Genomic DNA, 25053 nt, shown 5'->3' with positions numbered 1-25053 from the left:
TTTTTAGTGTTCACCATATCCAACATCGTCCATTTTTCCTTTAAAGACTCTAAACTGAATAATAAAATAAGCTACAACCAGTATTGCTGCTATTATAAACCAGTATAATCCCACAGATAGACCATATTCGTGAGCCGCTACATTTTGAATCGTTAAGGAAGGATTAACACCATTTGTAGAAGGCAATAATGTCGGAAACATAGAAGCTATCGTAGTAGCAAAACTCCCGAAAATAAACATTGAAGAAAACAGGAAACCACTACTATCTTTTTTGAATTTATTAATTCGGAACAACCCGATTAGACCTACTGCACCAAATATTGGGAATATCCAAAGCCAATAATGCGTTTGCAGATTATTTAAAGGAAAGGGTTTTACATAATGCCATAAACAAGCCGAAGCAACAACTAATGCCAGCAATACAAAATTCAATTTAAAAATAAGCTTTTTAAGTCTTTGGTTTAGTGAAGTAGAAGTTTTTAGAATTATCCAATTTGCTCCATGAATGGTTAATGTAACAACTGCCACAAGTCCCAATAACAAGGTAAACCAATCAATAACTCCCTGTTGTTCTGCAAGCGGATCAAACGTAGGATTCCAAAGTGGTAAGAAGAAATAATGAGCCTCCTGTGTAGAAACACCATTTTCGACCATTCCAAGATTGACACCTCTCACTACATTGCCGAGTGCAGCTCCAAAGAAGAGAGCCAATAATAAACTTGCTATACCAAATGCCTTATCCCAGATTGCTTCCCACATTCGGTTATGCACCTGTCCTCTTAACTCCAATCCTACAGCCCTGAAAATCAATAACCATAATACCAGCATCAAAGGCAGATAAAAACCACTGAAAGCCGAAGCATAAAGTGTAGGAAATGCAAAAAACAGCACGCCTCCAGCGGCAATGAGCCACACTTCATTGGCATCCCAAAAAGGACCGATAGCATTGGTTACAGCTTTTTTCTCTTCTTCTGTTTTAGCAAAAAACAGATGTACAATTCCTGCACCAAAATCATATCCATCGAGAATCACGTAAGTTCCCAACATCACCATCAATACAATAAACCAAAATATTTCCATAACCAACTATTTTAATGCAATTTTAGCTTCAGGACCTTTACGAATGATTTTTAAAACAAGTAAAAGAAAAAGAAGTCCAAGCAGCAAATACAATCCGACAAAACCCAAAAGTGTAAATAACGTATTTCCAGAAGATACGGTAGGTGAAACACCATCTACCATCCGCATCAGATTGTAAACAAGCCAGGGTTGTCGCCCTAATTCTGCTGTATACCATCCGGCTGTGTTAGCTATATAAGGGAACGGAATCATAAACATCAGTATCCATAGTAACCATTTCGTTTTATACAATCTGCCTTTCCAGAGTAAGAAAGCTGCAAGCACCATAATTCCGATAAAAATAGTTCCTAAACCAACCATAATGTGATAACCATAATACAAACCGGGAACATTGGTAGGATGTATTGATTCGTCAAATTCATTCAAACCTTTGATTTCGGCATCCCATCTTTGGTAGGTTAGAAAACTAAGTATATTAGGCACAGCGATTTTATTATCCAGTTTTTTGTTTTCCATATCGGGCTGCCCGATCAATACGATTTCTGAGCCACCTTTTTCTGTTTCAAAAATACCTTCCATTGCTGCGAAGGTTGCCGGTTGATGTTTAACGACATTTTTGGCAGCCCAATCTCCGGTAGGGAATGCGACTAAGATGGAAGCAACTACTCCAAAAACAACACCACTTTTGACGAATATTTTGCCAAAACGACTATGTTTATTGCTAAGCAAATAAAAAGCACCAACTGCCGCCACAAAGAAAGAACTTGTGATTAATGATCCTGCCTGATTGTGCAAATAGGACGGCCACAACCACGGATTAGTGAACAATGCACTAAAATTGTTCAAAACAAACTTTCCGTTTTCTAATATTTCATATCCGACCGGATGCTGCATCCAGGAATGCGTAGCAAGAATTAAAAAACCACTTGCCCAGGACCCGAGGAAAACCATCAGCCCAGAAAGAAAGTGTAGTTTTTGTCCGAGTAGTTTTTCACCAAAAAGAAACATGCCCAAAAACGAAGACTCCAAAAAGAATGAAAACATCCCTTCCATCGCCAGTGTTTGTCCGATGATACCGCCCGTGAGTTCAGAGAACTTAGCCCAGTTCGTTCCAAACTGAAACTCCATTGGAATTCCTGTAACCACACCCATTGCAAAATTCAAAGCAAAAATCCGCATCCAAAACTTTGAAGCATTGTTGTAATCTTCATTTTTAGTTCGAAGGAATTTCCATTTGAAATAAACAATCATCAGTGAAAGTCCCATTGTGAGCTGAGGGAACAAGTAGTGAAAGGTAATCGTGAAGGCAAACTGTAGCCGATTGTAAAGGATCATATCTTCCATAAGAGATACTTTTAATTATTTAAATATAAAGACATTCAATAACATTTATTCATCTGTTATAACTACTTGCAAATGTATTTCTAAATTACAAAAACAATTGTAACACTTGTTACACAGTATAGAATAAATAGACATCTGATGATTTTTAATTTTAATTTTTAGCTCTGTAACAATTGTTACTGCCTGCGTTATCGTGGTATTCTAATTTTGCCGTATCATTTAATCTTTGAATTATGGCAACAGATCTTATAGGCTATTTATTAGCCGTTTTAGTAGGTGTTTCATTAGGACTTATAGGTAGCGGAGGTTCCATACTTACCGTCCCTATTTTGGTGTATGTAATGGGCGTTAATCCTGTATTGGCAACAGCTTATTCCTTATTTGTGGTGGGAACTACATCCTTGGTAGGTGGTGTTCAGAACGCCATTCAGAAAAAAGTAGATTTTAAAACCGTATTTATTTTTGGTATTCCATCTATAATTGCGGTGTACCTAACTCGGGCATATCTGATGCCTTTAATTCCTGATGTAATTTTCAGTATTGGAAACTTTGAAGTTACCAAACCTATTGCCTTAATGGTATTGTTTGCCATCGTCATGATTTTTGCTTCGATCTCCATGATACGTCCTTGTCCGCATTGTAAAGACGCGGACGCTGGTGAAATAAAATACAACTATCCAATGATTTTATTGGAAGGAGCATTAGTCGGTACGCTTACCGGATTAGTCGGTGCAGGTGGTGGTTTTTTAATTATTCCGGCATTGGTTTTATTGGCAAAAATGCCGATGAAATTAGCCGTAGGAACTTCCTTATTTATCATTGCTACGAAATCACTTTTAGGGTTTACAGGTGATTTACAAGGCAGTGAAACCATCGACTGGACTTTACTTTCAACTTTTACCGGATTATCGGTTGTTGGTATTTTTATCGGAATCTTCCTTTCCAAAAAAATAGAAGGCAATAAACTCAAATCTGCATTCGGTTGGTTTGTACTGGTGATGGGAATCTATATCCTTATCAAAGAATTATTCTTATAAAAAACAGTCTTGTAACTTATGTTACTGTGCAGGTTATAAGCAGGTTGTAGTTTTGTATCATAAAATTTAAAACAATTAAAAAATCATAAAAAATGAAAGTAGAACAAATTTATACAGGATGTTTAGCTCAAGGAGCTTATTATATCGAAAGTAACGGGGAAGCAGTAGTTATCGATCCATTACGTGAAGTACAGCCTTATATCGAAAAAGCAGAAAAAGACAATGCCAAAATCAAATATGTATTAGAAACGCATTTTCACGCTGATTTTGTAAGCGGACATTTAGATTTGGCTAAGAAAACCGGTGCAACTATTGTTTTTGGGCCTACTGCAAAGCCCGGATTTGAAGCACACGTTGCCGAAGACGGGGAGATTTTAAACGTAGGAAACATTCAAATCAAAGTAATCCATACACCGGGACATACCATGGAAAGTACTTGTTTTCTTCTGATAGATGAAAATGGTAAAGAAACCAGCTTGTTTACAGGTGATACTTTGTTTATCGGCGATGTAGGTCGTCCTGATTTGGCACAAAAAGTAATTGCTGACTTAACACAGGAAAAATTAGCGGCTCATTTATATGATTCATTGCATAATAAAATCATTCCGTTGGCAGACGATATTATCGTTTATCCGGCACACGGAGCGGGTTCGGCTTGTGGTAAAAATATGAGCAAGGAAACGACCGATACTTTAGGCAACCAAAAGAAAACCAATTATGCTTTGCAACCAATGAGTAAAGAAAAATTCATAGATGAAGTATTAGACGGTTTGATGCCGCCTCCGGGATATTTTCCTGAAAATGTGTTGATGAACATCAAAGGTTATGAGAGCATTGATGAGGTGTTGCACAAAGGAACACAGGCTTTAAGTCCTGAAGCATTCGAAACGGCTGCTAACGAAACCGATGCATTATTACTGGATACTCGTGATGCACAAACATTTTCTAAAGGATTTATTCCAAATTCCATCAACATTGGCATTGACGGCAATTTTGCACCTTGGGCAGGAACATTAATTCCGGATATTAAACAAACCATTTTGTTGATTGCAGACGAAGGTCGTGAAGAAGAAATCGTTACCAGATTGGCTCGTGTGGGTTACGACAATACCATTGGTTATTTGAAAGGCGGATTTGAAGCATGGAAAAAGGCAGGTAAAGAAACTGATGCTATCGAATCAATTTCAGTAGATGAACTGGCAAAACGAATGGAAGAAAATCCTGATTTGAATATATTAGATGTACGCAAAAAAAGTGAGCATTTTTCAGAACACGTTTTAGATTCCGAAAACATTGCTTTGGATTATATTAACGAACATATAGCTGAAGTAAACAAAGACAAAACTTATTATGTCCATTGTGCAGGTGGTTATCGTTCTATGATTTTCAACTCTATTCTTAAAGCCAGAGGATATGACAACCTGATTGATGTTCAAGGTGGATTCGATGCCATTAAAGCTTCAGGAAAATTCAAGGTGAGCGATTACGTTTGTCCGACAACTATGCTTTAATTTTTTACAAAATGAAACATACAATGCCGTAGGAAATTTAAAATCTTAAAAATTAAAAATTATGTTTTTTCAACACGTATATGATAAAAGTTTAGCTCAGGCAAGCTATTTTATAGGTTGTCAGGCAAAAGGCGAAGCCATCGTGATCGATGCACAACGGGATATCGATGTGTATCTGGAAATTGCGAAGCAAAACAATATGAAAATCACGCATATTACCGAAACACATATCCACGCTGATTTTCTATGTGGTTCACGCGAATTGGCAGCAGTGACAGGAGCAAAAATGTATCTTTCGGACGAAGGTGGTGAAGACTGGCAATACGCTTTCCCGCACGTAGGTTTAAAACACGGAGATAAAATCAACGTAGGAAACCTGACCTTGGAAGTATTGCACACACCCGGCCATACACCCGAAAGTATCAGCTTTTTATTGACTGACCATCCGGCAACCGACAAACCGGTAATGGTTTTCACAGGAGATTTCGTTTTTGTCGGCGATATTGGCCGTCCGGATTTATTGGAAAAAGCAGCAGGATTAATTGGCACACAGGAAAAAGGAGCCAAACAGATGTACGAATCCATTCAACGCTTTGCCGCATTGCCGGAATACGTGCAGGTTTGGCCGGCACACGGAGCAGGTTCGGCTTGCGGAAAAGCCTTGGGAGCAGTACCAAGTTCTACGGTAGGTTACGAGAAAATCCGTAACTGGGCGTTTCAATATCAGGATGATGAAGCCGGATTTATCAAATATTTGTTAGAAGGTCAGCCGGAACCACCAAAATATTTTGCGACGATGAAACACTTGAACAAAGTGGATCGTCCATTATTGGTTGAAGTGCCGAAACATCCAAAGCTTTCCAGAGAGCAATTTTTGACAGCCTACAACGACGGACTGAAAGTTATTGATGCACGAGTAAAAACAGATTTTGCCAAAGGATTTATTCCGGGAAGTATCAATATCCAAGGCAATAATTCTTTCTCTACTTGGGCAGGTTGGTTACTGAATTATCAGGAACAATTTATATTGGTTGCCGACGACAATCAGATGGAAGATCTGACCCGGAAACTAATGCGAATAGGCTTGGATAATATCTACGGATACATTTCTGATGTGAATGATTTAGGTTTGGATTTAGAAACGGAAGACATTATCGATATTGATGAATTCAAATCGTATATCGGAAATCCGGATGCTCAAATTGTCGATGTGAGAGGATTGACAGAATACGAAACCTATCACGTAGAAGGTGCAGATCACGTTTTTGTAGGTACATTACCTGATAATCTGGATAAATTCAGTAAAGACAAGCAAATCGTTATTCATTGTCAAAGTGGTGACAGAGCGACCATTGCACAATCCCTTTTAGCTAAAAACGGGTTCAAAAATGTGAAAAACTATAGTGCCGGAATGAAAGAGTGGATGGAAGTAAATAGTTAATTAAATAATATTAAAATTCTAAAAAAATGGAAAATCAAGTAAATACAATGCCAAGAATTGGCGATATGGCACCCGATTTTGAAGCGGTGACCACTACAGGAGTAATCAAATTTTCAGAATACAACAAAGGAAGCTGGGTGATTTTATTCTCACACCCTGCTGATTTCACACCAGTTTGTACCACAGAAATGACAGGTTTTGCCAACGAAAGCGATTTCTTCGAAAAGCACAACACTAAATTGATGGGATTAAGCATCGACAGTATTCATTCACATATTGCATGGGTAAATGCCGTTGATGAAAAAACTGGCGTTTTGTTCAACTTCCCGATCATTGCTGATTTGGATATGAAAGTAGCAAAGCTATACGGAATGTTGCAACCGGGCGAAAGCGAAACTGCGGCTGTCCGTGCAGTATTTATTATGGATCCGGCAGGAAAAATTCGACTAATTATGTATTATCCTTTGAATGTGGGTCGTAATATGGACGAGATTAAACGCTCTTTGTTAGCACTTCAAACATCCGATGAATACAAAGTAGCTATGCCACTCAACTGGCAACCAGGAGATAAAGTAATTGTAGGTGCCCCAAAAACATTGGAAGGGTTGAAAGAACGTAAAGCCGACACAAGCCTGGAGCAAGTGGATTGGTACCTTGCTAAAAAATCAATTTAATCATTAAGAATAAGGAGATTGGCTTTACGCAAATTTAGGGTCAGTCTTCTTATCATAAATATTTACATCATATGTTAGAGTTATTAGACAAACTTTCTAAAGATAGGTTTTTAGATAAAGATTTTCTTTTTTTGGTTGATGTACGCACTCCTGAAGAATTTAATTCGGGAAGTGTTGACGGTGCCATAAACATACCATTAAGCGTATTGGAACAGGAGCTTTCACAATTTAAAAACAAAGAAAACATTATCGTTTTCTGCCGAAGCGGAGCAAGAAGCGGAAATGCACAAATAATCCTGCAACAACACGGATTTGAAAATGTAGTGAACGGTGGTCCGTGGCAAAATGTACAGCAAGCCTTGGATGAAATATTGCAGAAAAAGTAAATGACACATCACTTTTTCACTCAACGGTATAAATCAAAAAAAGATGCAAAAACAAAGTGTCAAATTCATTCTTATTATTATAATTGGAGTAGTTATGTTAGGAATTTTTAAAAATCTTTTCGGTCAGAAAGACAATACAGAACTAAAAGAAGTACTTACGGACAATGCCTATTTGGTTGATGTCCGTACACCTTCCGAGTTTGCATCCGGAAGTGTAAAGGGAGCTGTCAACATTCCATTAGACAAAATTTCGGGACAACTTTCCAAATTCAAAGGAAAGAAAAACATTGTTGTGTTTTGTAGAAGTGGTAACCGGAGTAGTCAGGCAAAAAGTATTTTAGAAAAAAACGGTTTTGATAACGTTCTCAATGGCGGAACTTGGAACAATGTACAGAAAGTAATTACAGAGAATTAAAAACAGACCAATGAAAAACTATTTAAGCAACTGGAATTTTATGCGGATTATCCGTCTGGTTTTGGGAATTGTGATCATCGTTCAAGGCATTCAAGCACAGCAATGGATGCTTGTTGTCTTAGGTGGATTATTTACACTAATGCCGCTGTTTAATATTGGCTGTTGCGGTACTGCTGGATGCAATACAACATATTCTACAAGCAAAGCCAAAAATACGGAAGACACTACCTATGAAGAAGTAAAATAATGATGATGCAGACATTTATAAAAAAGAACCTTTTAACCATCATTGGCGTCCCAATTGGTGCAATTGCCGGATTTCTCTATTGGAAATTTGTAGGATGCAATTCGGGTACTTGTGCCATTACATCTAATCCTATAAACAGTACTTTGTATGGCTCGGTAATGGGAGGTTTGATATTCTCCATGTTTAAAAACAATAAAAAAGAAAAACAATGACATTTCAGGAAATCATTAATCAGGACAAGCCCGTATTGGTTGATTTTTTTGCGGAATGGTGTGGTCCTTGTAAAATGCAGGCACCTATTCTGGAAGAATTGAAACAGCGTGTGGGCGAATCTGCATCAATCATCAAAATAGATGTAGATCAGAATCAGCCGGTAGCGGCTCAGTATCAGGTAAGAAGTGTACCCACGCTTATGATATTCAAAAACGGAAAAATCCGTTGGCGACAATCGGGAGTATTCCCGGCAAATGAGCTGGAACGGCTGATAAATGAAAATTTATAAAAAATCCGAAGATGTAATTGTCTTCGGATTTTTTGTGGGCTACTCCTCCAAAAGCTTTTTTAATCCATTAAAGATTTCAGGTAACGAATAATCCCTTCCTCCTTCAATCCTTGCCGCTATAGCACCTTTCTTATCCAGAATAACGGTCGTAGGTATTGCTCCGGCCAAGTATTCTTTGGGGATTTCGCTATGGGGAACATATACGGAAAGATTATATTTTCGCTTGTCCATAAATGCCTGTGATTTTTGATGTTTACCGTCTACATCTACCATCAGAAAAACAATATTTTCATTTCCTTCAAATTTTGCTTTCAACTCATTAATGGACGGCATTTCTTGGATACAAGGCGGACACCAAGTTGCCCAAAAGTTAATAAAAACAACTTTTCCTTTGAGGTCATTTAACGCAATTAATTTACCATTTCCATCCTGAAATGTAATGTCGTTTTCAATAGAATTGTCCTTTTTTTTAGCGACTACATTAGTTTGCCGTGGTTTATTTCCCTGATGCTTACGTTCAGAGTTGGAACAGCTTCCAAGCACTCCAATCAACAATATGAGGTAGTGAAATGAAGGAAGATAAAACCAATTTTTATTTTTGGTCATTATTTTTCAATTTAAGATTTACAATTTACACCTATCGAAATTTATACCCTGTTTCAGCCATTTGTGAAAAAGCATTTGTGCCTAAATCTACTGCAATGGAACGTCCGTCCAGTACAGGATTTACTGTTCTTTTTGCTTTTAAATATTCTTCTACGGCATCGTGTAAAGTATAATCTTTAATCTCAACATTTTTACCATTTGGCATACGACATAATACGTGTAAAGGTTCTCCGGTACGGTTACAGGAAGCCATTTTATAGGTTTTATCGAGTTCCATCGGCTTGCCCTGGATGGTTACTTCCAGCACACGTTCGCCCATTTCTTTTGAACTGTCGAACTTTAAGGTCATTCCCGAAAAACGAACTAACCAACCGCCAAAACGTTTGGACGGATCTTTGGCAAACACATTGTTGATTTCCTTCTCCAACCAATCCTTAATTTGCTGTCCGATCACTTCACCGATTTTCATATGTTCATCTACAGGAAGCATCCGCCACAAATCTTCTTTGGTAATGGCTTTTTTACCACTTGTATCAGGCACAATAGGTACGCCAAAACGAAAACCATTAGATGTAGCAAAATCAGCTCCTGATTTCCACAGCAAAGCATCGGTAATCATATTGTCCATCGGATTTTCAACCACCAGATAGCGATACATCGGTGTAGTAGTATAGCCCAAAACACGTTGCATATCTTCTTTGTAAGGAGCTAATGACTGATCCACTAATTGCTGTACTTCGGCATTTGCGGGATATTTTTTTGGGTCAACTTCCACCAGTTCGTAGTCGTAACCGATGATTTTTTTGTCTTTGGTTTTCAATTCCAATTTTCCGACAAACGAACCAAAAGCACCGGGTTCAACTACGGTAGTGAATTTACCTTTTATCGGTTTTCGGATGCGTTCGTGTGTATCGTTTCCAAAAATGAAATCTACACCTTCTACCGCAGGATTATTTGCCAATAAAACCTGTTTGGAAATACCAATGTGTGCCACTAAAAAGAGCAAATCAACCTTTTGGGTTTCTTTAAGCTCTTTGATGAGTTCTTTCAGATTATTCTCTACTTCGGTAAATTTCAAACCTTTACTGAAACCAGGATTTTGACGGATTGGAACTTCAGGATCGTTATAAGCAATGAATCCAATTTTAACACCTTTCTTTTCTGTAATCCAATAGGGTGGAAAAATCGGCTTTTCGTCCGCTTCGTGATACATATTCGACACGATGACATTCGTTTTATATGCGTTCATCACATCCAACATTACCTTTTTACCATAAATAACTTCCCAGTTGCCCGGAATCAATAAATCATAATTCATCTGTTGAATCAGAGCTGGAAAAATTTTTCCTTCGGAATGTACGCTTTCTCCGCTTCCTTGTATCAAATCTCCTCCGTCTATAAAAATAGTTCCGTCTGGATTTTCCTGACGTGCCAATTCTACCAAGGTTTTGATGTTGGCCAACCCACCTGCATTTCTGAAAACGATTGAATCGTTCTCCAAAAACAATTCCGAATGCGTATTCAGATATGAGTGCAAATCGGCAGTTTGCAAAATGGTAATGACTTCCTCTTTATTTTTGTCGCTACAAGATAGCATCGCTATTGAGCTGAATAATATTGCTAATTTTTTCATACAGTTCGATTAAAGCGTTATGGTTTTAAATCCTAATTCCTGCAAACCAAAAAGGTAGGTAAAACCGTTTGGCGTAGTTAATATTGAAGGTTGATATTGCGATTTTTTTACGCCTAATTTTTCCATTGCAAATTCGCAAACTACGATTTTAATTCCTGCTTTTTCGGCTTTTTGAATGAAATGTTTTAAGTCTTCTTTTTCGGCTAAATCTTTTACGACTTCCCCGATTAAAACAATTTCGAATTGAATATCTGAGCTTTTTGTTTTGTATTCTTCACCCGTCATTACCGATACCATAAAGTGCATCGAATTCTGAACTAATAGGGCATATTTTCCATCTTTTTTGATGGCATTTTCAACTTGAGATGTGGTAAGACTTTGCGCTTTTACATCATTAAAACAAGTGATTCCTAAAAGGAATAAAGCGATGATGATAATTTGTTTTTTCATTTTATTTTAATTTTAAATGTTATGGATTATTTGTTGTAAAGACTATATGATTTCGGATTGTTGAGGATAAATAATAGTAATCCCCCAAAAAGGGCTACATTTTTCCATAGCGGTCCGTGTAGTATGCCATTTCCCATTTGTATAGTTACCGTAATGGGAATGAGTGTAAGAAACAAGATAATGGCTGACCAACGGGTAAACACGCCCAATAGCAAAGAAATTCCGAAAATGAGTAGTACGTAACCTGAAAGAATCCCTAATACATGTGGATTGCCGAACATAGATGCAAAGCCGCTGTAAGGAGCATTTTGAATACGTTGGGTTACGCCGTCGGGATTTAATAGATGCGATACGCCTGCAACAACGAAAATGCCACTGAGTGCAACACGTAACAATAAAACGGATAATCCGCTTATCTGAATTTGTTTGTCCATATAATTCTGATTTGATAAATATTAATTGAGAATTGTTGCTGTTTGAAACAGTAAATTCATCAGGGTATCAAATCAAGAATTGTTGATTGCGGATATGGGTAGGAATTTTCTCTTTAAAGAAATGATATTGGTCTAAAATAGGGAAAATAAGATGAGCAACAATCCTGTCTTTTTGTATAAAAGAGAATGGAGGTACGTTTTTTTTGAAAACTTGCTGTTTCTGTTTTTTGTTAGAGTTTATGTAGCTGGAACAGAAAGAAGCACAACCAATTTTAGCAGAATTATTTTTTGCAGACTGATTACTTTCAATATTGAACTGCTGTTTCAGATCTCTTTTTACCGAACACGGAATAGCCAATACAATCGTTAATAAAACGATTACGATCTTCCGGTATGTTGTTAGAAATTGAAACATAATCAACTGAGCACAGTTTAATATGACAACAAAAATAACAAGACCATATTCATTGGTTTGTAACCAATGTTACACATTGAAAATTTCAGATAAACTATTTTTGAAAGAAAAGAATGTGAATTTGAGAATAGCGACTTTACTATTGGCATTTATAGTGGTTTCCTGTAAGCATGCTACAAAGAATGAAAAAGAAATTTCTGCCTTAAAAAATCAGGCTGATTCCATTGCAACAGTATCTCAAATGATTTTATTGCAAAACGTAGCTGGAGCAATACAAAAAGGAGGAATAGATTACGCGGTTGAATTTTGCAACATTCAGGCAATCCCACTCACAGGCAGCATTGCTGAGGATCTTAATGTTTACATCCAACGACTAAGTGATAAGAACCGAAATCCCGCTAATGCAATTAAAACACAAGCAGATAGTTTGGCTTGGAAAAAGATCAAATCTAAGAAAGTAGATTTTATCGAGCAGCATAATAATGGGGAGGTATATTATTATAAACCCATTTTAATAGCGATGCCCACTTGTGTCAAATGCCACGGTGGTAAATCTGATATTGCCGAAAGCACACAAAATAGTATTGCCCAAAAATATCCCGGTGACAAAGCTGTCAACTACAAATTGGGCGATTTAAGAGGTATGTGGAAAATTAAATTAAAGTAATGACAAATAATATATCTATATAAAAGAAAAATATATTACCGACAATTGGAGTTCATCTTGGAATTTTGATGGGTTTTCTCTATTGGAAATTCATGTGATTAAGTTCAGTTAGTTATACTATAACTAAAGAAAATTTTTCAGGATACTATACACAACGTTTAGCAATGTTCTGGAAAGCGTGTAATCCGGAGCATTGCCTATTAGGCTAATATTTGATAAAAACTGAAAAATCAGATTTCATCATAAGGGATTTACCAATTACATGTCTGAAAAGTTTGTTAAGCAGATTGAAAACCTTATAAAAGAATAAGTCTATGGAGAAATACTATAATGAATGTGTTCAGAATTTAGATTATCAAATTAACGAACTGTCTGTTGAAATCGAAGACCGCATGCAATTAGCACAAGAAGTAATCAAACTTCTGATAAAATGTTTAGCTGACCTAAAACAAGAAGTAATGAAAAGTGGTTTTAAAGATGAGGAAGAAGAAATATATTTCTTTAAAAAGCTAAAACCCATTATACTTTCTAAATTGATTTGTTACAACGCCGTTTTTAAGATTGAGGCTAAAAAACCGTATGGTGGAAAGAAAGTGTTAGATGAATATTTCAGCGCTGAATTAACAAAGCTTAAAAGATTTTATGACAACAATAAAGAATTTTATAGTTATTATAGAACAAACAGCTCGTATCTTGACCATAAATATTTTGTACGTGGAAATTATGATATAGTTTTAAGTTTGGACACATTTTATTTTGAAACGGATCACAGCTTTTCTACATCGCACGATTACAAAGTAGCCAAAATTTTAGCGAATGACAGAATACAGGTATTTCTTGAGGAGCAATTAAACAACAATAATATTACAAATAGAACTAACGATATCTCCTTAAATTGGACAGGAAGTAAAGTAGCTTTAATTGAATTGATATATGGACTAAATGCTCAAGGTGTTCTGAATAATGGAAACGCTGATATTGTTGCTATTGTCAGATTTTTTGAAAGATCCTTTAATGTTGATTTAGGCGATTTTTATCATACGTATATGGAATTGAAATCCAGAAAAATAACCCAAACAAAATTCCTTGACAGCATGCGTGAAGCTCTGATTAAAAAAATGGAAGAGCAGGACGAGAGGTAATTATAATACCCCTCGTGGAAAATGAATTCCTTTTGTGCTTACGACACTATCAGTGATGGATGGCGAATGTTCCTGTTTTTCAACTTGCTTTTCGGCTTCTTCTTCGGGTTCGTCTTTCGTTTCTTTCATAGAAAGCTGTATCTTTCGCTCAACAGCAGCCAGTTCCGTTTTAAGTTCGCTCAGTCGGCTCTCTTTAGACCAAGTTCCGTTTAATACTTCCTGAAGAACAGGCAAATCCTTTTGGATTTCAGCAATTTTCTTTTGCTCCTGTTCGATATAAGCAGGTAATTTCTCCAATGCGTTGAGGAAATTCATAGAGGCTAATTTCTCATCTTTGGCTATGATACCGTTGTTATACGTGTATTTGATATTGCCCTCGCCCTGTATCAAAAAACGGTTTACACGAATATCCACGCCCTCTTTTTGCGACATTTCCGTTTTGACCAAAAGTTGAAAACCGTAAAGGCTTCCGATTTCTTCATAATCTCCGCCTGTACGGGCTTTGTCCGCAATCTGGTTGAGTTTTGCACCGATTTGTTTTATATCTGAATTGGGCGACAAACCGTCTAACCTTACAGGATTTGCAATAGTACCGTCAGAACGTTTTTGAATACGTCCTTGCAGATTATTCCAATCGAGGCTCATACGGTCAAAGCGAGATTGGGCTTTGTCCAATTCTGCTGTATAGTCTTCCAATTTGTATTTCGCACTGTATTTAGAGCGGTTGAATGCTTGTTTTTCGCTTTCCAATCCGGCAATCTGTTTTTCTATTTTAGCTTTATCCAAAAGGTCGGAATTTCCCATTAGAATAGCCACATATTCCGAGAAATTCATACCCGATTTTTCATCCATACTGCCCTCGTCAATCGTCCGTTTTCCGAGATTATTGGATTTCAGTTGGTCTATAAATAGCTGTTTGTTGTACAGCAGGTTGAACTTGTAACTGTCCAGTGATTTTTCTACTGCATAAATAATTACGTCCACTTTGTTGTTATTAAAATGTTTAGCGATTTCATTTCCTTTTCGGATAGCCCGACCGTCACGCTGGGCGAGGTCAGACGGTCGCCACGGTGTATCTAAATGATGAACAGCAACGGCTCTTTTTTGTGCATTTACGCCTGTACCGAGCATACTTGTAGAACCAAACAGCACACGGATTGTACCGTCGTTCATTCCCTTGATAAGTGCCTTGCGTTGCTTGTCGTTTTTTGCTTCCTGTATAAAGCGGATTTGATTTGCAGGTATGCCGTGGTCTTCCACGAGCTTGCGTTTGATTTCGGAGTAGATATTCCATTCGTTCGGCTTGTACGTCCCCAAATCCGAGAAAACGAACTGTGTTCCTTTTTGTGCGTTGAATTTGTTGTAATACTTGGCAATATTCTTGGCACAATGCGAAGCTTTATTGTCGGGGTGGTCTTGGTAATGGGGGCTTACCATTCGCATATCCAATGACATCTTACGGGCGTAATCCGTAGCGATAAGCATTTTTGCCTTTTCCTCCTTTTGGGATAAGGGTGCTCTGCCCAATAATTCTCCTTTGCCGTTTTTGGCAAACTCCATCAGCTTTTGGATAAACACTTCCTGGTCCGGAGTTGGAGGTATGTTGTAGAATATCTCGTTCTTTTCAGGGCGGTCAATGCCAATCATTTCCGCTGTACGGTAGTCCGTGATTTCGGAGTAGAATTGAGCCAGTTCCGGCACTTTGATAAAATAGCGGAAACGCTCCTTTGCCACGATGTTGTTAGCCACCGAAAACTCGTAATCGGTGGTTTTCTTTGCATAAATCGCCGCCCACGCATCAAAGGAGTTAATGCCCTGTTTTGCCAATGCCCGTGGTCGCAGGTATTTGAACAGCAGATACAACTCGGTCAATGAATTGCTGATAGTTGTACCCGAAAGAAAGGTTGCACCCATATCCGCATCAGTGCGTTCCTGTATGGTACGGATAGCAAAAAGCAGGTTCAATGCCTTTTGGCTTCCCTGTTGATTGCCCAATCCTGCCACCCTTGAATGCCTTGTATTGAACATCAGATTTTTGAACTGGTGGCTTTCATCAATAAATAAATGGTCTATGCCCATCATCTTGAAGTCCACTATATCATCTTTGCGGTTTTCAATATCGTGTTGCAGGGTTTTGAGCTTTACTTCGAGGTTTTCCTTTTGTTTTTCCGCTCCTTTGAGCATCCATTGCGTTATGTCATCGCCTTGACTTCGCATAACGTCAAGGTTTTCCTCTACGCTGTCTAATTCGTCTTGGAGGATTTCCTTTTGTATCTCCGGTGATTGGGGTATCATTCCGAATTGGTCGTGTGTCAATATCACGCAGTCCCAATCATTGTTTTTTATATCGCCGAAAATCCGCAAGCGTTTTTCGGGCGTAAAATCGTCAATGCCGGGATAGAGGATTTTGGCGTGGGGATAAGCGGTGCGGTAGGCTTCGGCTATTTCGGGAATATTGGCTTTCAGCCCGATAATCATCGGTTTATGAGCCATTCCCAAACGCTTCATTTCCTGTGCACCTGTACACATTATCAACGTTTTTCCTGCACCTACTTCGTGGTCGCAGATAGCACCGTTGTTGAGTTTTATCATCCAAACAGCATCCTTTTGGCTCGAATACAGGTCGTCAATGCCTAATCCCTTGCGATCTAATCCCGGAAACTCCTGATGTGAACCGTCATAGTCCGGTCGGACAAAACAGTTAAAGGTATCGTTGTATTGGTCGGTCAGCCTTGTTTTGAACTCATCGTTTTGGGCGTGAAGCCAATCGGTAAAGGCGGTACGGATTTCGTCAATCTTGGTATTTGCCATTTGTATAGCTTCCATATCCCGCACTTTGGCATCTTTACCATCTACTGTTATTGTTTTTGAAATATCGGGCGTGGTATTGACAAGGGCGTGTTTGAGCAGGGCAATCCCGTCATATGTCCGGCTTTGGGCTTTGACCGCATATTTATCCCAAATATGTACGTTCTTCTGTTTACAGGTTACGGAAAAGTCATCGGCACTATCGGCATAATGGATATGGACTTCTGCCTCGAACAAGTACGAGGCAAATCGGGCGTAAATGCCTGTGGGTATCCAACGTTCGCCGAGATTAAAATCGAGTTCCTCAAATTCGATACGTCTTGGTCTTGCTTCCTCTAATACGATAAGGCTTTCTTTGGCTTGGGCATCATCGGGATTGTTTTCGAGGTAGGTGCTTACTTCATTGGCTTTCTCTACTACGTTCCCTGCAATCCAGCGTTCGGATATTTCATATTCCTTTTGTAGAGGATTGTAATAGATACGACCGTGTAAGGCTTCTTTCAAAGTATCGGCAGGCATACCGCTGATTTCGGACATATAGTCCAAATCCACGCTTCCGTATTTGTTCAGCGATGCCGACAAGGCTTCTTCGGGATTGTCGGTTGCTATGGTTGCCGTAGAAAAAGTTACAGGGCGGTTGAATATATCTGCCTTATGGATTACACCACCAACAACACGTTCCAAACAGGGCATTTCTTTACCTGCACTGTCCGTTTTGATAAGTTCGATGTTTTTAGCATCGTTGAGATTTCCGTATCTTTTTACAAAGGCATCGTAAAGGCTGTTAAGGGTTTCCCTTTCTTCTTTATGTTCAGTGTGTAGTTCTGCTTCTTTGTTGTAAAGCTGTTGGTAAACATCACGTACAGCTATGTACGCTTCGGCTCTTGCTTTTTGCAAGGACGGTAATTGCAAAGGGTGAAAAACAGCCATACCGTCTATTGTATCAACTTCTTGCAGATGACCGACCCAACCATTGTCCACAACAAGGCAGTCATTTCGGTGGAACGATTGCAGTTCGCCACTGTACGAAGCAGATTCAGGAATGGTGCTAATTGCAATGTTGGGAATGGCTGGCGTGTCCGCTCGGCCATTCCCGTTTACTTGTGAAAACAGGTCGCCGACAACTTCCTGTTTTTTGCCGTTTACTTCTTGTGTACCGTTAGATTTTGGCGGTGTATAAGGTTGTTGCATCGTACCACCGAACAGGTCGGTTTGACGACCTATTGTACCCCGTCTTTTTTTAGCGGTTTGTCTTTTGGCTTGCGTGGTTCTTTTGGGTGGAGCAACCACCATTACGGGTTCATTCGCATTTTCAAACAGGTCAAAAATGCTCAATTGTTTCAGTTCCTGTGGGCTTTCCCGATGAATGACCGGAGTTGGTGCAGGTTGCGGTTTTTGCTGAATGATTTCGGGTTCGACAACCGGAGGTATAACCGTTGGTTCAACCGGAATTTGTATTATAGGTTCATCATTCCGTTCACCTTTGTATAAATCCAAATTCAGGTGTTTTCCAAAATCTTCGGAAAGCATTTGCTTCAAATCTTTGGCTATTCCGGCAACGCCGTCTTTATGGGTATAGATGATTGCAGGTTGTCCGTAGGGGTCGGTGTCAATTTTGCGGTCGGTATGGATTACCCTTGTGCCATTCCGAAAGAAAGCATTGCTTGGCGTACCGTATTTGGTCTGTTTACTTTGGCAAAACAGTTCTTCCGTTTCGGTCAGACTTTGTTTTGCCGTATTCTTTTGCAGGATAATCAAATCGCTTCCTACTTCCGTACCAGCATAATCGGTAAACAGGTTGTTGGGCAACCGCACAACTGAAACCAAATTATTGTTCTCCATTAACGCCCTGCGTATCGGCTCATTCTTCGGGCTGTTTAAAACGCCTTGTGAGGTAATGAAAACCTGTAAACCGCCCTCACGGAGCATATCATTTCCTTTCAGAAAGAAGTAATTGTGTATGCTTCGGGCTGCCTGTACTTTTGCAGGGTTCTTGCTTCGGGAATAGGATAAATCAAATACGGAGGTATCGCCGAACGGAATATTACTTGCAACTACATCATAGCTGTTTTGTTCCTTTTCGGGGATTTCCTCAAAACCACTTATGCGGATAGTGCTTTGGGAATAAAGGTGCTTTAAAACCTTACCTGTCAGCAAATCCTTTTCATAGGCGGTAATTTTGGGTTGTTGGTTTTCGGAAAATGATTGTATAAACGAGCCGATACCTGCGGAGGGTTCGAGAAATTTATCAATATTTACACCGCTTTCACGCAAGGTTTCGGAAATCGCATCAATGACCTGTGGAGGTGTGTAAAAAGCCGTCAGTACGGAGCTTTTCATACTATCCACATATCGGCGGTATTGCTTTTCGTCCGTAGAATTTTCTTTGAGTAGTTGGTGGAGTTCCTGCGTAATGGGGAATAAATCGTGGTCGGTTTTCCGCCAATGGTTGATGTCTATATCGTCCGCTATGGGGTTCAGAACGAATTTAAGACCGCCAAATCCGCTGTAACGCATCAATGACAGTCTTTCGCTTACGGTGGCTTGCCGTTTCTCCTTTTCCAATGTAAAAGCAATCCGCAGGGCATCAATGTTCTGTTGGAGGTGTTGCTTTTTACTGAAGCCCATTTTCCTGTATCCATATTGCGATTGCTCCGGTTATTTCGGTGTAGAGCAGGCTATACTCCGTGGTAGATGCGAAGTCATCGGTTAGCTCATATCTTGCGAAAACAGGCTCACATACAGGGAACATTTTAAGGGCGAACGGTCGCAGTTCCTCGTCTGCCATCAGGGTATCGAACTCATTGCAGACCACTTGGAAAATGGTGTCGAATTTGGAGAAATACAAACCCTTAAAAAGGATATAATTAGCTATCTCATTGCATTGCTCAATAGGGTTTCCTGCCCGAAAAGCACCCTCGTAGGCATTGGAAGCCCAGGATGAACGCTGGTCGATAAATTTTTGGTCGTGTGCCATTTCGGGGAAGCTGCTGTTTAACAGTTCCTGTAGCCGTAATCTGAAATACGATAGGTCTTTTTGCTGTGTACTCATACTATAATTTTGTTTAGAATTTTACTGAAAGCCTAAAATTATAGCGGTACATAAGTGCCTTTGAAGATGTGGCAGGGTTTGGCGTTGAGAGGCAGGATTTGGCGTATTAGTATATCATATAAGGCAGAAAAATGTATTTTTGTACTTTACAAATTTTAATTCACTATCATAATGAACGGACTAATTGAAAAAATCAACGCAAGCTATGAAGCGTTGAAAGCAGATGCAGAATTACAGGCAGAAAAAGGGAACAAAGCGGCAGGTACAAGAGCACGTAAGGCTTCCCTTGAATTGGAGAAACTTTTAAAAGAGTTCAGAAAAGCATCTTTGGAAGCATCTAAAGGCTAAAACAAAACCCTCTGAAAATTCGGAGGGTTTTGTTTTATGGAGTGTTCAGAATTTGAAGCATTCTCCCGACTTCAATATCCATCCGTGAAAAGGCAAACCACTTTTTGCCCAGGTCTTTGAGCGATGCTCCGATATGGTACAGTTCCGTATGGTCGATAATCAAAAATCGGTCGTGGGCATCGGAAAAAACCTCAATTTCAATCGTGGGATATTGGCTGTTGTACCGTTGAACATCCAGCCGTAACTGATTGCTGATATTTTTGGTATAGATAGTGGCATTTACATTATCATTGCGTTTGCCCAATAGGGTTAGTACCGTGTCATCTACATAATTATCCAGCAGGATAATGGAACTTTCGGCACTTCGGATAATATCAGAAACAAAAGTATAGGCATCAAAAATCTGTCCGTTGTAGAAGATACCTTTTTCGCTGTGTAGCTTGTCGCTTTCCAGAGCTTTAAATATTTCCTCAAATTTTTGGTCGGCTTGTAATTGTTTTAGCTCTATATTGTCCAAACGATGAAACAGCGAAGCGTTGCTGATAAGCATTTTCCGCATTTCTACAAAGGCATCCATTATCTCAATGCTGACCTTTACAGCCACGTCGGAGCGAAGCACTGCGGACAGCATCGCTATTCCTTGTTCGTCGAAAACGTAGGGCAGGGAACGTCTTCCACCTCGCCCTACGTTTGAGGTTCCAATTTGGAACTTCAAAAAATCCGCTTCCTCATCGGTCAATTGAAAACAGAATTTTTCGGGAAACCGCTCGATATTCCGCTTTACAGCTTTATTAAGGTTCTTTGTTTCCACTTGGTATAACGAAGCGAGGTCGCTATCCAGCATCACCTGTTTGCCACGTATGGTATAAATCAGATTGCTGATTTCTTTGGGTATAATAATTGGCTTATTTTCCATTGCGTTTGTAGCTTTTTTTATTCTCAAACTCAAAGGAGGTTTTACAATCGGCATCCAATACGATATACGCATCGAATTTCTTTCCGGCTTTACTTTTCATTCCTTTGATAAGTGAAGTTTTCCCTTTACTGACAAGGTTTTCAATATCAGCAATGCCGATTTGAACGCCACACACATTGCGGAACTGCACCCAATTACAAACTTCATCGGGGCATTTGGCAAGTTTGTCATGGATAATGAGTTGCTGACTTTTGCACTTCGGGCAGGTAAGTTTCGGCAGATTGTGTTGGGCAATGGAGGTTTGCAATAGTTCGTTTGTGATTGTTGAAGCATAGGTTTCCATTTCTTTTTGAAACGCTTCCGCATCAGCTTCGTTATTCTCGATTTTCTGTAAAGCCAGTTCCCATTCGGCGGTCATTGCCACATCTGCAATTTTTCGGTCTTTTACCAATTCATACACCTGCAATCCTTTTTCGGTCGGGATTAGGGATTTCTTTTCCCTTTTGATATAATTGCGGGTAAACAGCGTTTCAATTATTGATGCTCTTGTAGCCGGAGTACCGATACCGATGTTTTGCAGGGCTTTTCGTTCTTCCTCATTTTCGATTTCCTTACCTGCGGTTTCCATAGCCGACAAAAGTCCGGCTTCGGTATATAGCACCGGCGGTTTGGTTTTCTTTTCCAAAACGGTAGCTTCTTTGATTTTGAGTTCATCGCCCTTTTTCAGTTCGGGCAAATCCTGTATCGGTTCGGTATCATCATCGGAAAAATTACCTTTGATACCACGCCAGCCCGCTTCCATAATTTTACAGCCTTTCAGCGTAAAATCGTAGTGCGACACTTCCAATGAAACATCGGTTATCTCTTTGGTGCAGGCTTGTGAAACGGCTTCGAGCAAGCGAAATGCAATCATATCATAAACCTCATTTTCCTTTGCGTTGAGTGCGGACGGGATTTTGTCCGTAATCAGCAACCCGTGGTGGTCGGTAACACGCAAATCGTTTACGATACGTTTATTGAAACGCCCCCATTTCATTTTTGACAAGGCTTTTTTACAGGTTTCCCTGTTTTGCAAAGCCCTCACGAGGTTGGGGATTTCAGCCCACATATCGTCAGGAATGTATTTGCTTCCGGTACGTGGATACGTGATAAACTTCTTTTCGTACAGGCTTTGGGCAATATTGAGGGTTTCTTCGGCAGAAAGATTAAGCTTTTTGTTGGCTTCCTTTTGAAGTCCTGTAAGGTCGAACAGTAGGGGCGGTTGCTCCGTTACGCTTTTGGTCGCTACTGATGTAACCGTTGCCGTTCCGATACGCTGAACGGATTTCAGTGTATCATCGGCGAGTTTTTGGTCTTCCCATTTGTTTTTGGAAATGCTTTTGAACTCAATATCTTCTTTGTGGTGCAATAGCTGTATCTGCCAATATTTCTTTATCGAGAAATTTTTGTTTTCAAGGTAGCGTTTGCAAATCAAAGCCAATGTTGGCGTTTGCACTCTACCCAACGAATAAAGCCCATTGCCTGCGGAAATACTTAACGCTTGCGTAGCATTGATGCCCACGAGCCAATCGGCACGGCTTCTGCCTTGTGCAGATTGGTACAATCCGTCAAATTCTTTTCCGTCTTTGAGGTTCTCAAAGCCCTGTTTTATGGCTTTTTCGGTAAGCGAACTAATCCAAAGGCGTTCAAAAGGCTTGTTGCATTTCAGATACTCATAAATGTACCGAAATATCAATTCGCCCTCACGACCTGCATCGGTAGCAACAATAATGCTGTTACTACGGTTAAAAAGTTGCTCAATAACTTTCAGTTGCTTTAATGCTCCTGTATCGGCGGTATAGCCTTTGTCTTTTTTGACCTTGCGGACGGTCAATAAAAAAGGGTTTGGCAATATTGGCAATGATGCCTTGTCAAACCCCGGAATGCCGTAATCTTCGGGCATTCCCAACCCGATAAGGTGTCCGAATGCCCACGTAACGAAATAGCCGTTGCCTGTCAGATAGCCGTCCTTTTTATCGGAAGCTCCCAACAGGCTTGCTATTTCCCTCGCCACGCTTGGTTTTTCTGCGATGATTGTTTTCATAATTAACTTACTTTTCTACCTCTTGATTTTGCTGGGGCTTTGGGCTTGTTCTGTTGCTCCTGCTGCTTTTCATTTTTCGGTCTTTGTTGCCCCGACTTCAAAGGCTCTTTGATGTTTTTGGTCGCTTCGTTGGTTTTGCCCTGCGAATTGACGGCAGTTTGCGTTTTGTGGGCTTCGGTAGGTTGTATTCTTTCCTTGTATTGATTTGGAAATTCAAAATCTGTTTTCCCGGTGTCTTTGTTGAACGTGATGTAGCCGTTATACGTTTGCCCTTTCTTATCGACCAGACCTGCCATATACACGGTTTGACCCGCTTTGAAATCCCTGTACTGCTCATCGGTCAGCTCTTTTCCACGAAAAGTTTTTGGAGCTTCCTGTGATTGGCTCTGCTGATTGTTTTGTTGGTTATTTTGCTTTTGTCCGTTGGAGTTACTACGGTCAAACAAAAATTCGGTATAGCGTTTATCAGCATTGTACTGTACCGTTGCCGAAAACTCCGTTCCCTTTGTGGAAATCATACCCTCTAAATAAAGTGGTTTGCCCTCCATTAAGGTTTGCTTTTGCTCATCATTCAGCTTTACACCCTTAATTTCATCGGGAATTTTAATGAAGTCTGTCCGCAGTGCAATTACATCATTGGTAAGCCTGTCAATACTGATAATAGACGGCATTAGTTCACCTGTTTTAGAATTGATTAGATTAACCACACGCCCCATATTACCTGTTTCGAGCAGGTTTTTCTTGTCCTCATCCGTAAACTTGTGTCCGAAGAACTCAAAGTGCAGGTTAGGTTCTTTTTTGATACCGTGTATTGCCACGATAACATTTCCGTCTTCGCCCTGCTGTAAAGACAGACGGGCATCTGTGCGGAGGATAGAACCTCCGAGGTTAATGCCTACTGGTACAAGTTCGTTGGTTTTATAACCTCGTAACAAAGGGTCGAGCAGGTTTCTTTTTTCGAGGTATTCCTTGCTCAATCCGAGATTTTTCATTGTGTCCCAATCAATCTGCTCTGGCTTATAGCGGTATTCGCTTGTTTCCGTTGTTGTTTGTGCTGTTGCCATATCATTTTTATTTTTTTGTTTATTATTCTCTTGTATGTCGGTTTTTATTTCGTGTTCTTTCATCACTTTTTCGCCCTCCGGAGTAGGCTTATCAACCTGTTTCTGCATTTCCTTTGCCTTTTCTACGGCGATAGGCTCGGGTACTTTGAAAAATGAAAAGTTGGTCGGGTTTTTCAGTTGGCTGATAAAATTGGAGAAGAAATTGGAAAAGAAATCGCCGTGCTTATCCACACGCATAAACTGATTTTGGTTCTTTTTCGTGGGGTCAACGGTTTCCATTTTCCCGTTTTCGTCAATGCTCTTTACGGCTTGGATTTTCATTTTCTCTTTATCCAGCACCAATAATATGTCCGATAGTTGTTCGGGCATTTCCTGTTTGTTTGTTGTTTCTTCGCTCATAATCTTAAAAATTTAACGTTCATCGCCGAAAGTAAAATAAGCGTTCACTGCCTCGCCCGATGTGGCACTCAAAGGCAGTGTTTGGCATTCATTGGCTTTCATTTCTTTGGAGGAGGGTTAAAGCTCTCTCTAATGAACTGATGCACATCGGACAGCTTGTAATACAGTTTTCCACTTATCGTATAATAGGGTAGCTTTCCAATGGAGCGATACCGTTGCAGGGAGCGGTTGCTGATTTTCAGCATCTGCAATAAGTCCTGATTGTCCAACAATTCTTCGCCATCTATGCTGTTGCGTTTCCTTTGCAGTTCATCTATATTATCGCCAAGCATATCAAGGCGACCCATTAAGCGTTCCATCCACGCCAAAAATTCTATTCTGTCAATATTCATAGCCACA

At 39.6% G+C, this 25053-nt stretch carries 24 protein-coding genes; 12 read left to right on the top strand and 12 right to left on the bottom strand.

The features are described from left to right. Positions 1-3: 3 nt before the first annotated feature. The gene (cydB, locus tag AC23ME_RS18205; protein WP_487729188.1) at positions 4-1080 is read right to left on the bottom strand and encodes a cytochrome d ubiquinol oxidase subunit II; all 1077 of its coding nucleotides are present in this window, start codon (positions 1078-1080) and stop codon (positions 4-6) included. Positions 1081-1086: 6 nt separating this feature from the next. Beyond that, entirely contained in the window at positions 1087-2424 is a 1338-nt protein-coding gene (locus AC23ME_RS18200) for a cytochrome ubiquinol oxidase subunit I (RefSeq protein ID WP_280046105.1), read from the bottom strand. Between the two features lie 233 nt (positions 2425-2657). Between AC23ME_RS18200 and AC23ME_RS18195 the strand changes: the two genes are divergently transcribed. From AC23ME_RS18195 to trxA, 9 genes are all read left to right on the top strand, one after another. Next, positions 2658-3461, top strand: a complete 804-nt coding sequence (locus AC23ME_RS18195) for a sulfite exporter TauE/SafE family protein (protein ID WP_487729187.1) — start codon at positions 2658-2660, stop codon at positions 3459-3461. A 92-nt stretch (positions 3462-3553) separates the two neighbouring features. Next, the gene (locus AC23ME_RS18190) at positions 3554-4972 is read left to right on the top strand and encodes an MBL fold metallo-hydrolase (protein ID WP_487729186.1); all 1419 of its coding nucleotides are present in this window, start codon (positions 3554-3556) and stop codon (positions 4970-4972) included. 61 nt (positions 4973-5033) lie between these two features. After that, a complete protein-coding gene (locus AC23ME_RS18185; protein WP_135834275.1) occupies positions 5034-6413 on the top strand; it encodes an MBL fold metallo-hydrolase in 1380 nt (459 codons plus the stop codon). A gap of 26 nt (positions 6414-6439) precedes the next feature. Then, positions 6440-7087, top strand: a complete 648-nt coding sequence (locus tag AC23ME_RS18180; RefSeq protein ID WP_135834274.1) for a peroxiredoxin — start codon at positions 6440-6442, stop codon at positions 7085-7087. A gap of 71 nt (positions 7088-7158) precedes the next feature. Next, positions 7159-7473 (top strand): rhodanese-like domain-containing protein, encoded by a 315-nt coding sequence (locus AC23ME_RS18175; RefSeq protein WP_447636371.1) that lies wholly within the window; start codon positions 7159-7161, stop codon positions 7471-7473. 94 nt (positions 7474-7567) lie between these two features. Beyond that, positions 7568-7888 carry a rhodanese-like domain-containing protein gene (locus AC23ME_RS18170; protein WP_487729185.1) on the top strand — a complete coding sequence of 107 codons (321 nt, stop codon included), beginning with the start codon at positions 7568-7570 and terminating at the stop codon, positions 7886-7888. Between the two features lie 10 nt (positions 7889-7898). Further along, a complete protein-coding gene (locus AC23ME_RS18165) occupies positions 7899-8135 on the top strand; it encodes a hypothetical protein (protein ID WP_447636369.1) in 237 nt (78 codons plus the stop codon). Further along, on the top strand, positions 8135-8347 hold the full coding sequence (locus tag AC23ME_RS18160) for a DUF6132 family protein (RefSeq protein ID WP_487729184.1): 213 nt from the start codon (positions 8135-8137) through the stop codon (positions 8345-8347). The genes AC23ME_RS18165 and AC23ME_RS18160 overlap by 1 nt, the downstream gene beginning before the upstream one ends. Continuing rightward, complete coding sequence (trxA, locus tag AC23ME_RS18155; RefSeq protein WP_487729183.1) at positions 8344-8637, top strand: thioredoxin; 294 nt, start codon at positions 8344-8346, stop codon at positions 8635-8637. Before AC23ME_RS18160 ends, trxA begins: the two co-directional genes overlap by 4 nt. 39 nt (positions 8638-8676) lie before the next feature. On the opposite strand, the gene AC23ME_RS18150 is transcribed toward trxA, so the two are convergent. Genes AC23ME_RS18150 through AC23ME_RS18135 form a run of 4 tightly spaced genes read right to left on the bottom strand, consistent with a single transcriptional unit; the run spans position 8677 to position 11760 of the window. After that, on the bottom strand, positions 8677-9243 hold the full coding sequence (locus tag AC23ME_RS18150; protein WP_487729182.1) for a TlpA family protein disulfide reductase: 567 nt from the start codon (positions 9241-9243) through the stop codon (positions 8677-8679). Positions 9244-9274: 31 nt separating this feature from the next. Beyond that, a complete protein-coding gene (locus tag AC23ME_RS18145) occupies positions 9275-10876 on the bottom strand; it encodes a bifunctional metallophosphatase/5'-nucleotidase (RefSeq protein ID WP_487729181.1) in 1602 nt (533 codons plus the stop codon). A 9-nt stretch (positions 10877-10885) separates the two neighbouring features. Continuing rightward, on the bottom strand, positions 10886-11326 hold the full coding sequence (locus AC23ME_RS18140; protein WP_487729180.1) for a DsrE family protein: 441 nt from the start codon (positions 11324-11326) through the stop codon (positions 10886-10888). 26 nt (positions 11327-11352) lie between these two features. After that, complete coding sequence (locus AC23ME_RS18135) at positions 11353-11760, bottom strand: DoxX family protein (protein WP_487729179.1); 408 nt, start codon at positions 11758-11760, stop codon at positions 11353-11355. Between the two features lie 491 nt (positions 11761-12251). On the opposite strand from AC23ME_RS18135, the gene AC23ME_RS18130 reads away from it, so the two are divergent. Further along, on the top strand, positions 12252-12842 hold the full coding sequence (locus AC23ME_RS18130) for a Tll0287-like domain-containing protein (protein ID WP_487729178.1): 591 nt from the start codon (positions 12252-12254) through the stop codon (positions 12840-12842). Between the two features lie 314 nt (positions 12843-13156). Beyond that, the gene (locus AC23ME_RS18125) at positions 13157-13984 is read left to right on the top strand and encodes an RteC domain-containing protein (protein ID WP_487729177.1); all 828 of its coding nucleotides are present in this window, start codon (positions 13157-13159) and stop codon (positions 13982-13984) included. Here the strand turns inward: AC23ME_RS18125 and AC23ME_RS18120 are convergent, their stop codons facing one another. Together AC23ME_RS18120 and AC23ME_RS18115 are read right to left on the bottom strand one after the other, a co-directional pair. Further along, positions 13985-19420, bottom strand: a complete 5436-nt coding sequence (locus AC23ME_RS18120; protein WP_487729176.1) for an N-6 DNA methylase — start codon at positions 19418-19420, stop codon at positions 13985-13987. Further along, the gene (locus AC23ME_RS18115) at positions 19407-19844 is read right to left on the bottom strand and encodes a DUF1896 domain-containing protein (RefSeq protein ID WP_487729175.1); all 438 of its coding nucleotides are present in this window, start codon (positions 19842-19844) and stop codon (positions 19407-19409) included. The genes AC23ME_RS18120 and AC23ME_RS18115 overlap by 14 nt, the downstream gene beginning before the upstream one ends. 171 nt (positions 19845-20015) lie before the next feature. On the opposite strand from AC23ME_RS18115, the gene AC23ME_RS18110 reads away from it, so the two are divergent. Beyond that, on the top strand, positions 20016-20192 hold the full coding sequence (locus AC23ME_RS18110; RefSeq protein ID WP_447246903.1) for a histone H1: 177 nt from the start codon (positions 20016-20018) through the stop codon (positions 20190-20192). A gap of 34 nt (positions 20193-20226) precedes the next feature. Here AC23ME_RS18110 and AC23ME_RS18105 read toward each other — a convergent pair whose 3' ends face one another. The 4 genes from AC23ME_RS18105 to AC23ME_RS18090 all read right to left on the bottom strand — a co-directional run bounded on the left by AC23ME_RS18105 (position 20227) and on the right by AC23ME_RS18090 (position 25046). Beyond that, the gene (locus AC23ME_RS18105) at positions 20227-21108 is read right to left on the bottom strand and encodes an ORF6N domain-containing protein (protein ID WP_487729174.1); all 882 of its coding nucleotides are present in this window, start codon (positions 21106-21108) and stop codon (positions 20227-20229) included. Next, positions 21098-23191: a type IA DNA topoisomerase gene (locus AC23ME_RS18100; RefSeq protein ID WP_487729173.1), complete on the bottom strand. Its 2094-nt coding sequence runs from the start codon at positions 23189-23191 to the stop codon at positions 21098-21100. Before AC23ME_RS18100 ends, AC23ME_RS18105 begins: the two co-directional genes overlap by 11 nt. Positions 23192-23193: 2 nt before the next feature. Beyond that, positions 23194-24654, bottom strand: a complete 1461-nt coding sequence (locus AC23ME_RS18095; RefSeq protein WP_487729172.1) for a DUF3945 domain-containing protein — start codon at positions 24652-24654, stop codon at positions 23194-23196. A 98-nt stretch (positions 24655-24752) separates the two neighbouring features. Beyond that, complete coding sequence (locus AC23ME_RS18090; RefSeq protein ID WP_487729171.1) at positions 24753-25046, bottom strand: helix-turn-helix domain-containing protein; 294 nt, start codon at positions 25044-25046, stop codon at positions 24753-24755. Positions 25047-25053: the final 7 nt, after the last annotated feature.

The organism is Pedobacter sp. T50_32 (assembly GCF_057652195.1).
The sequence above is the reverse complement of the archived record's forward strand: the minus strand, read 5'-3'. Positions and strand labels throughout refer to the sequence as shown.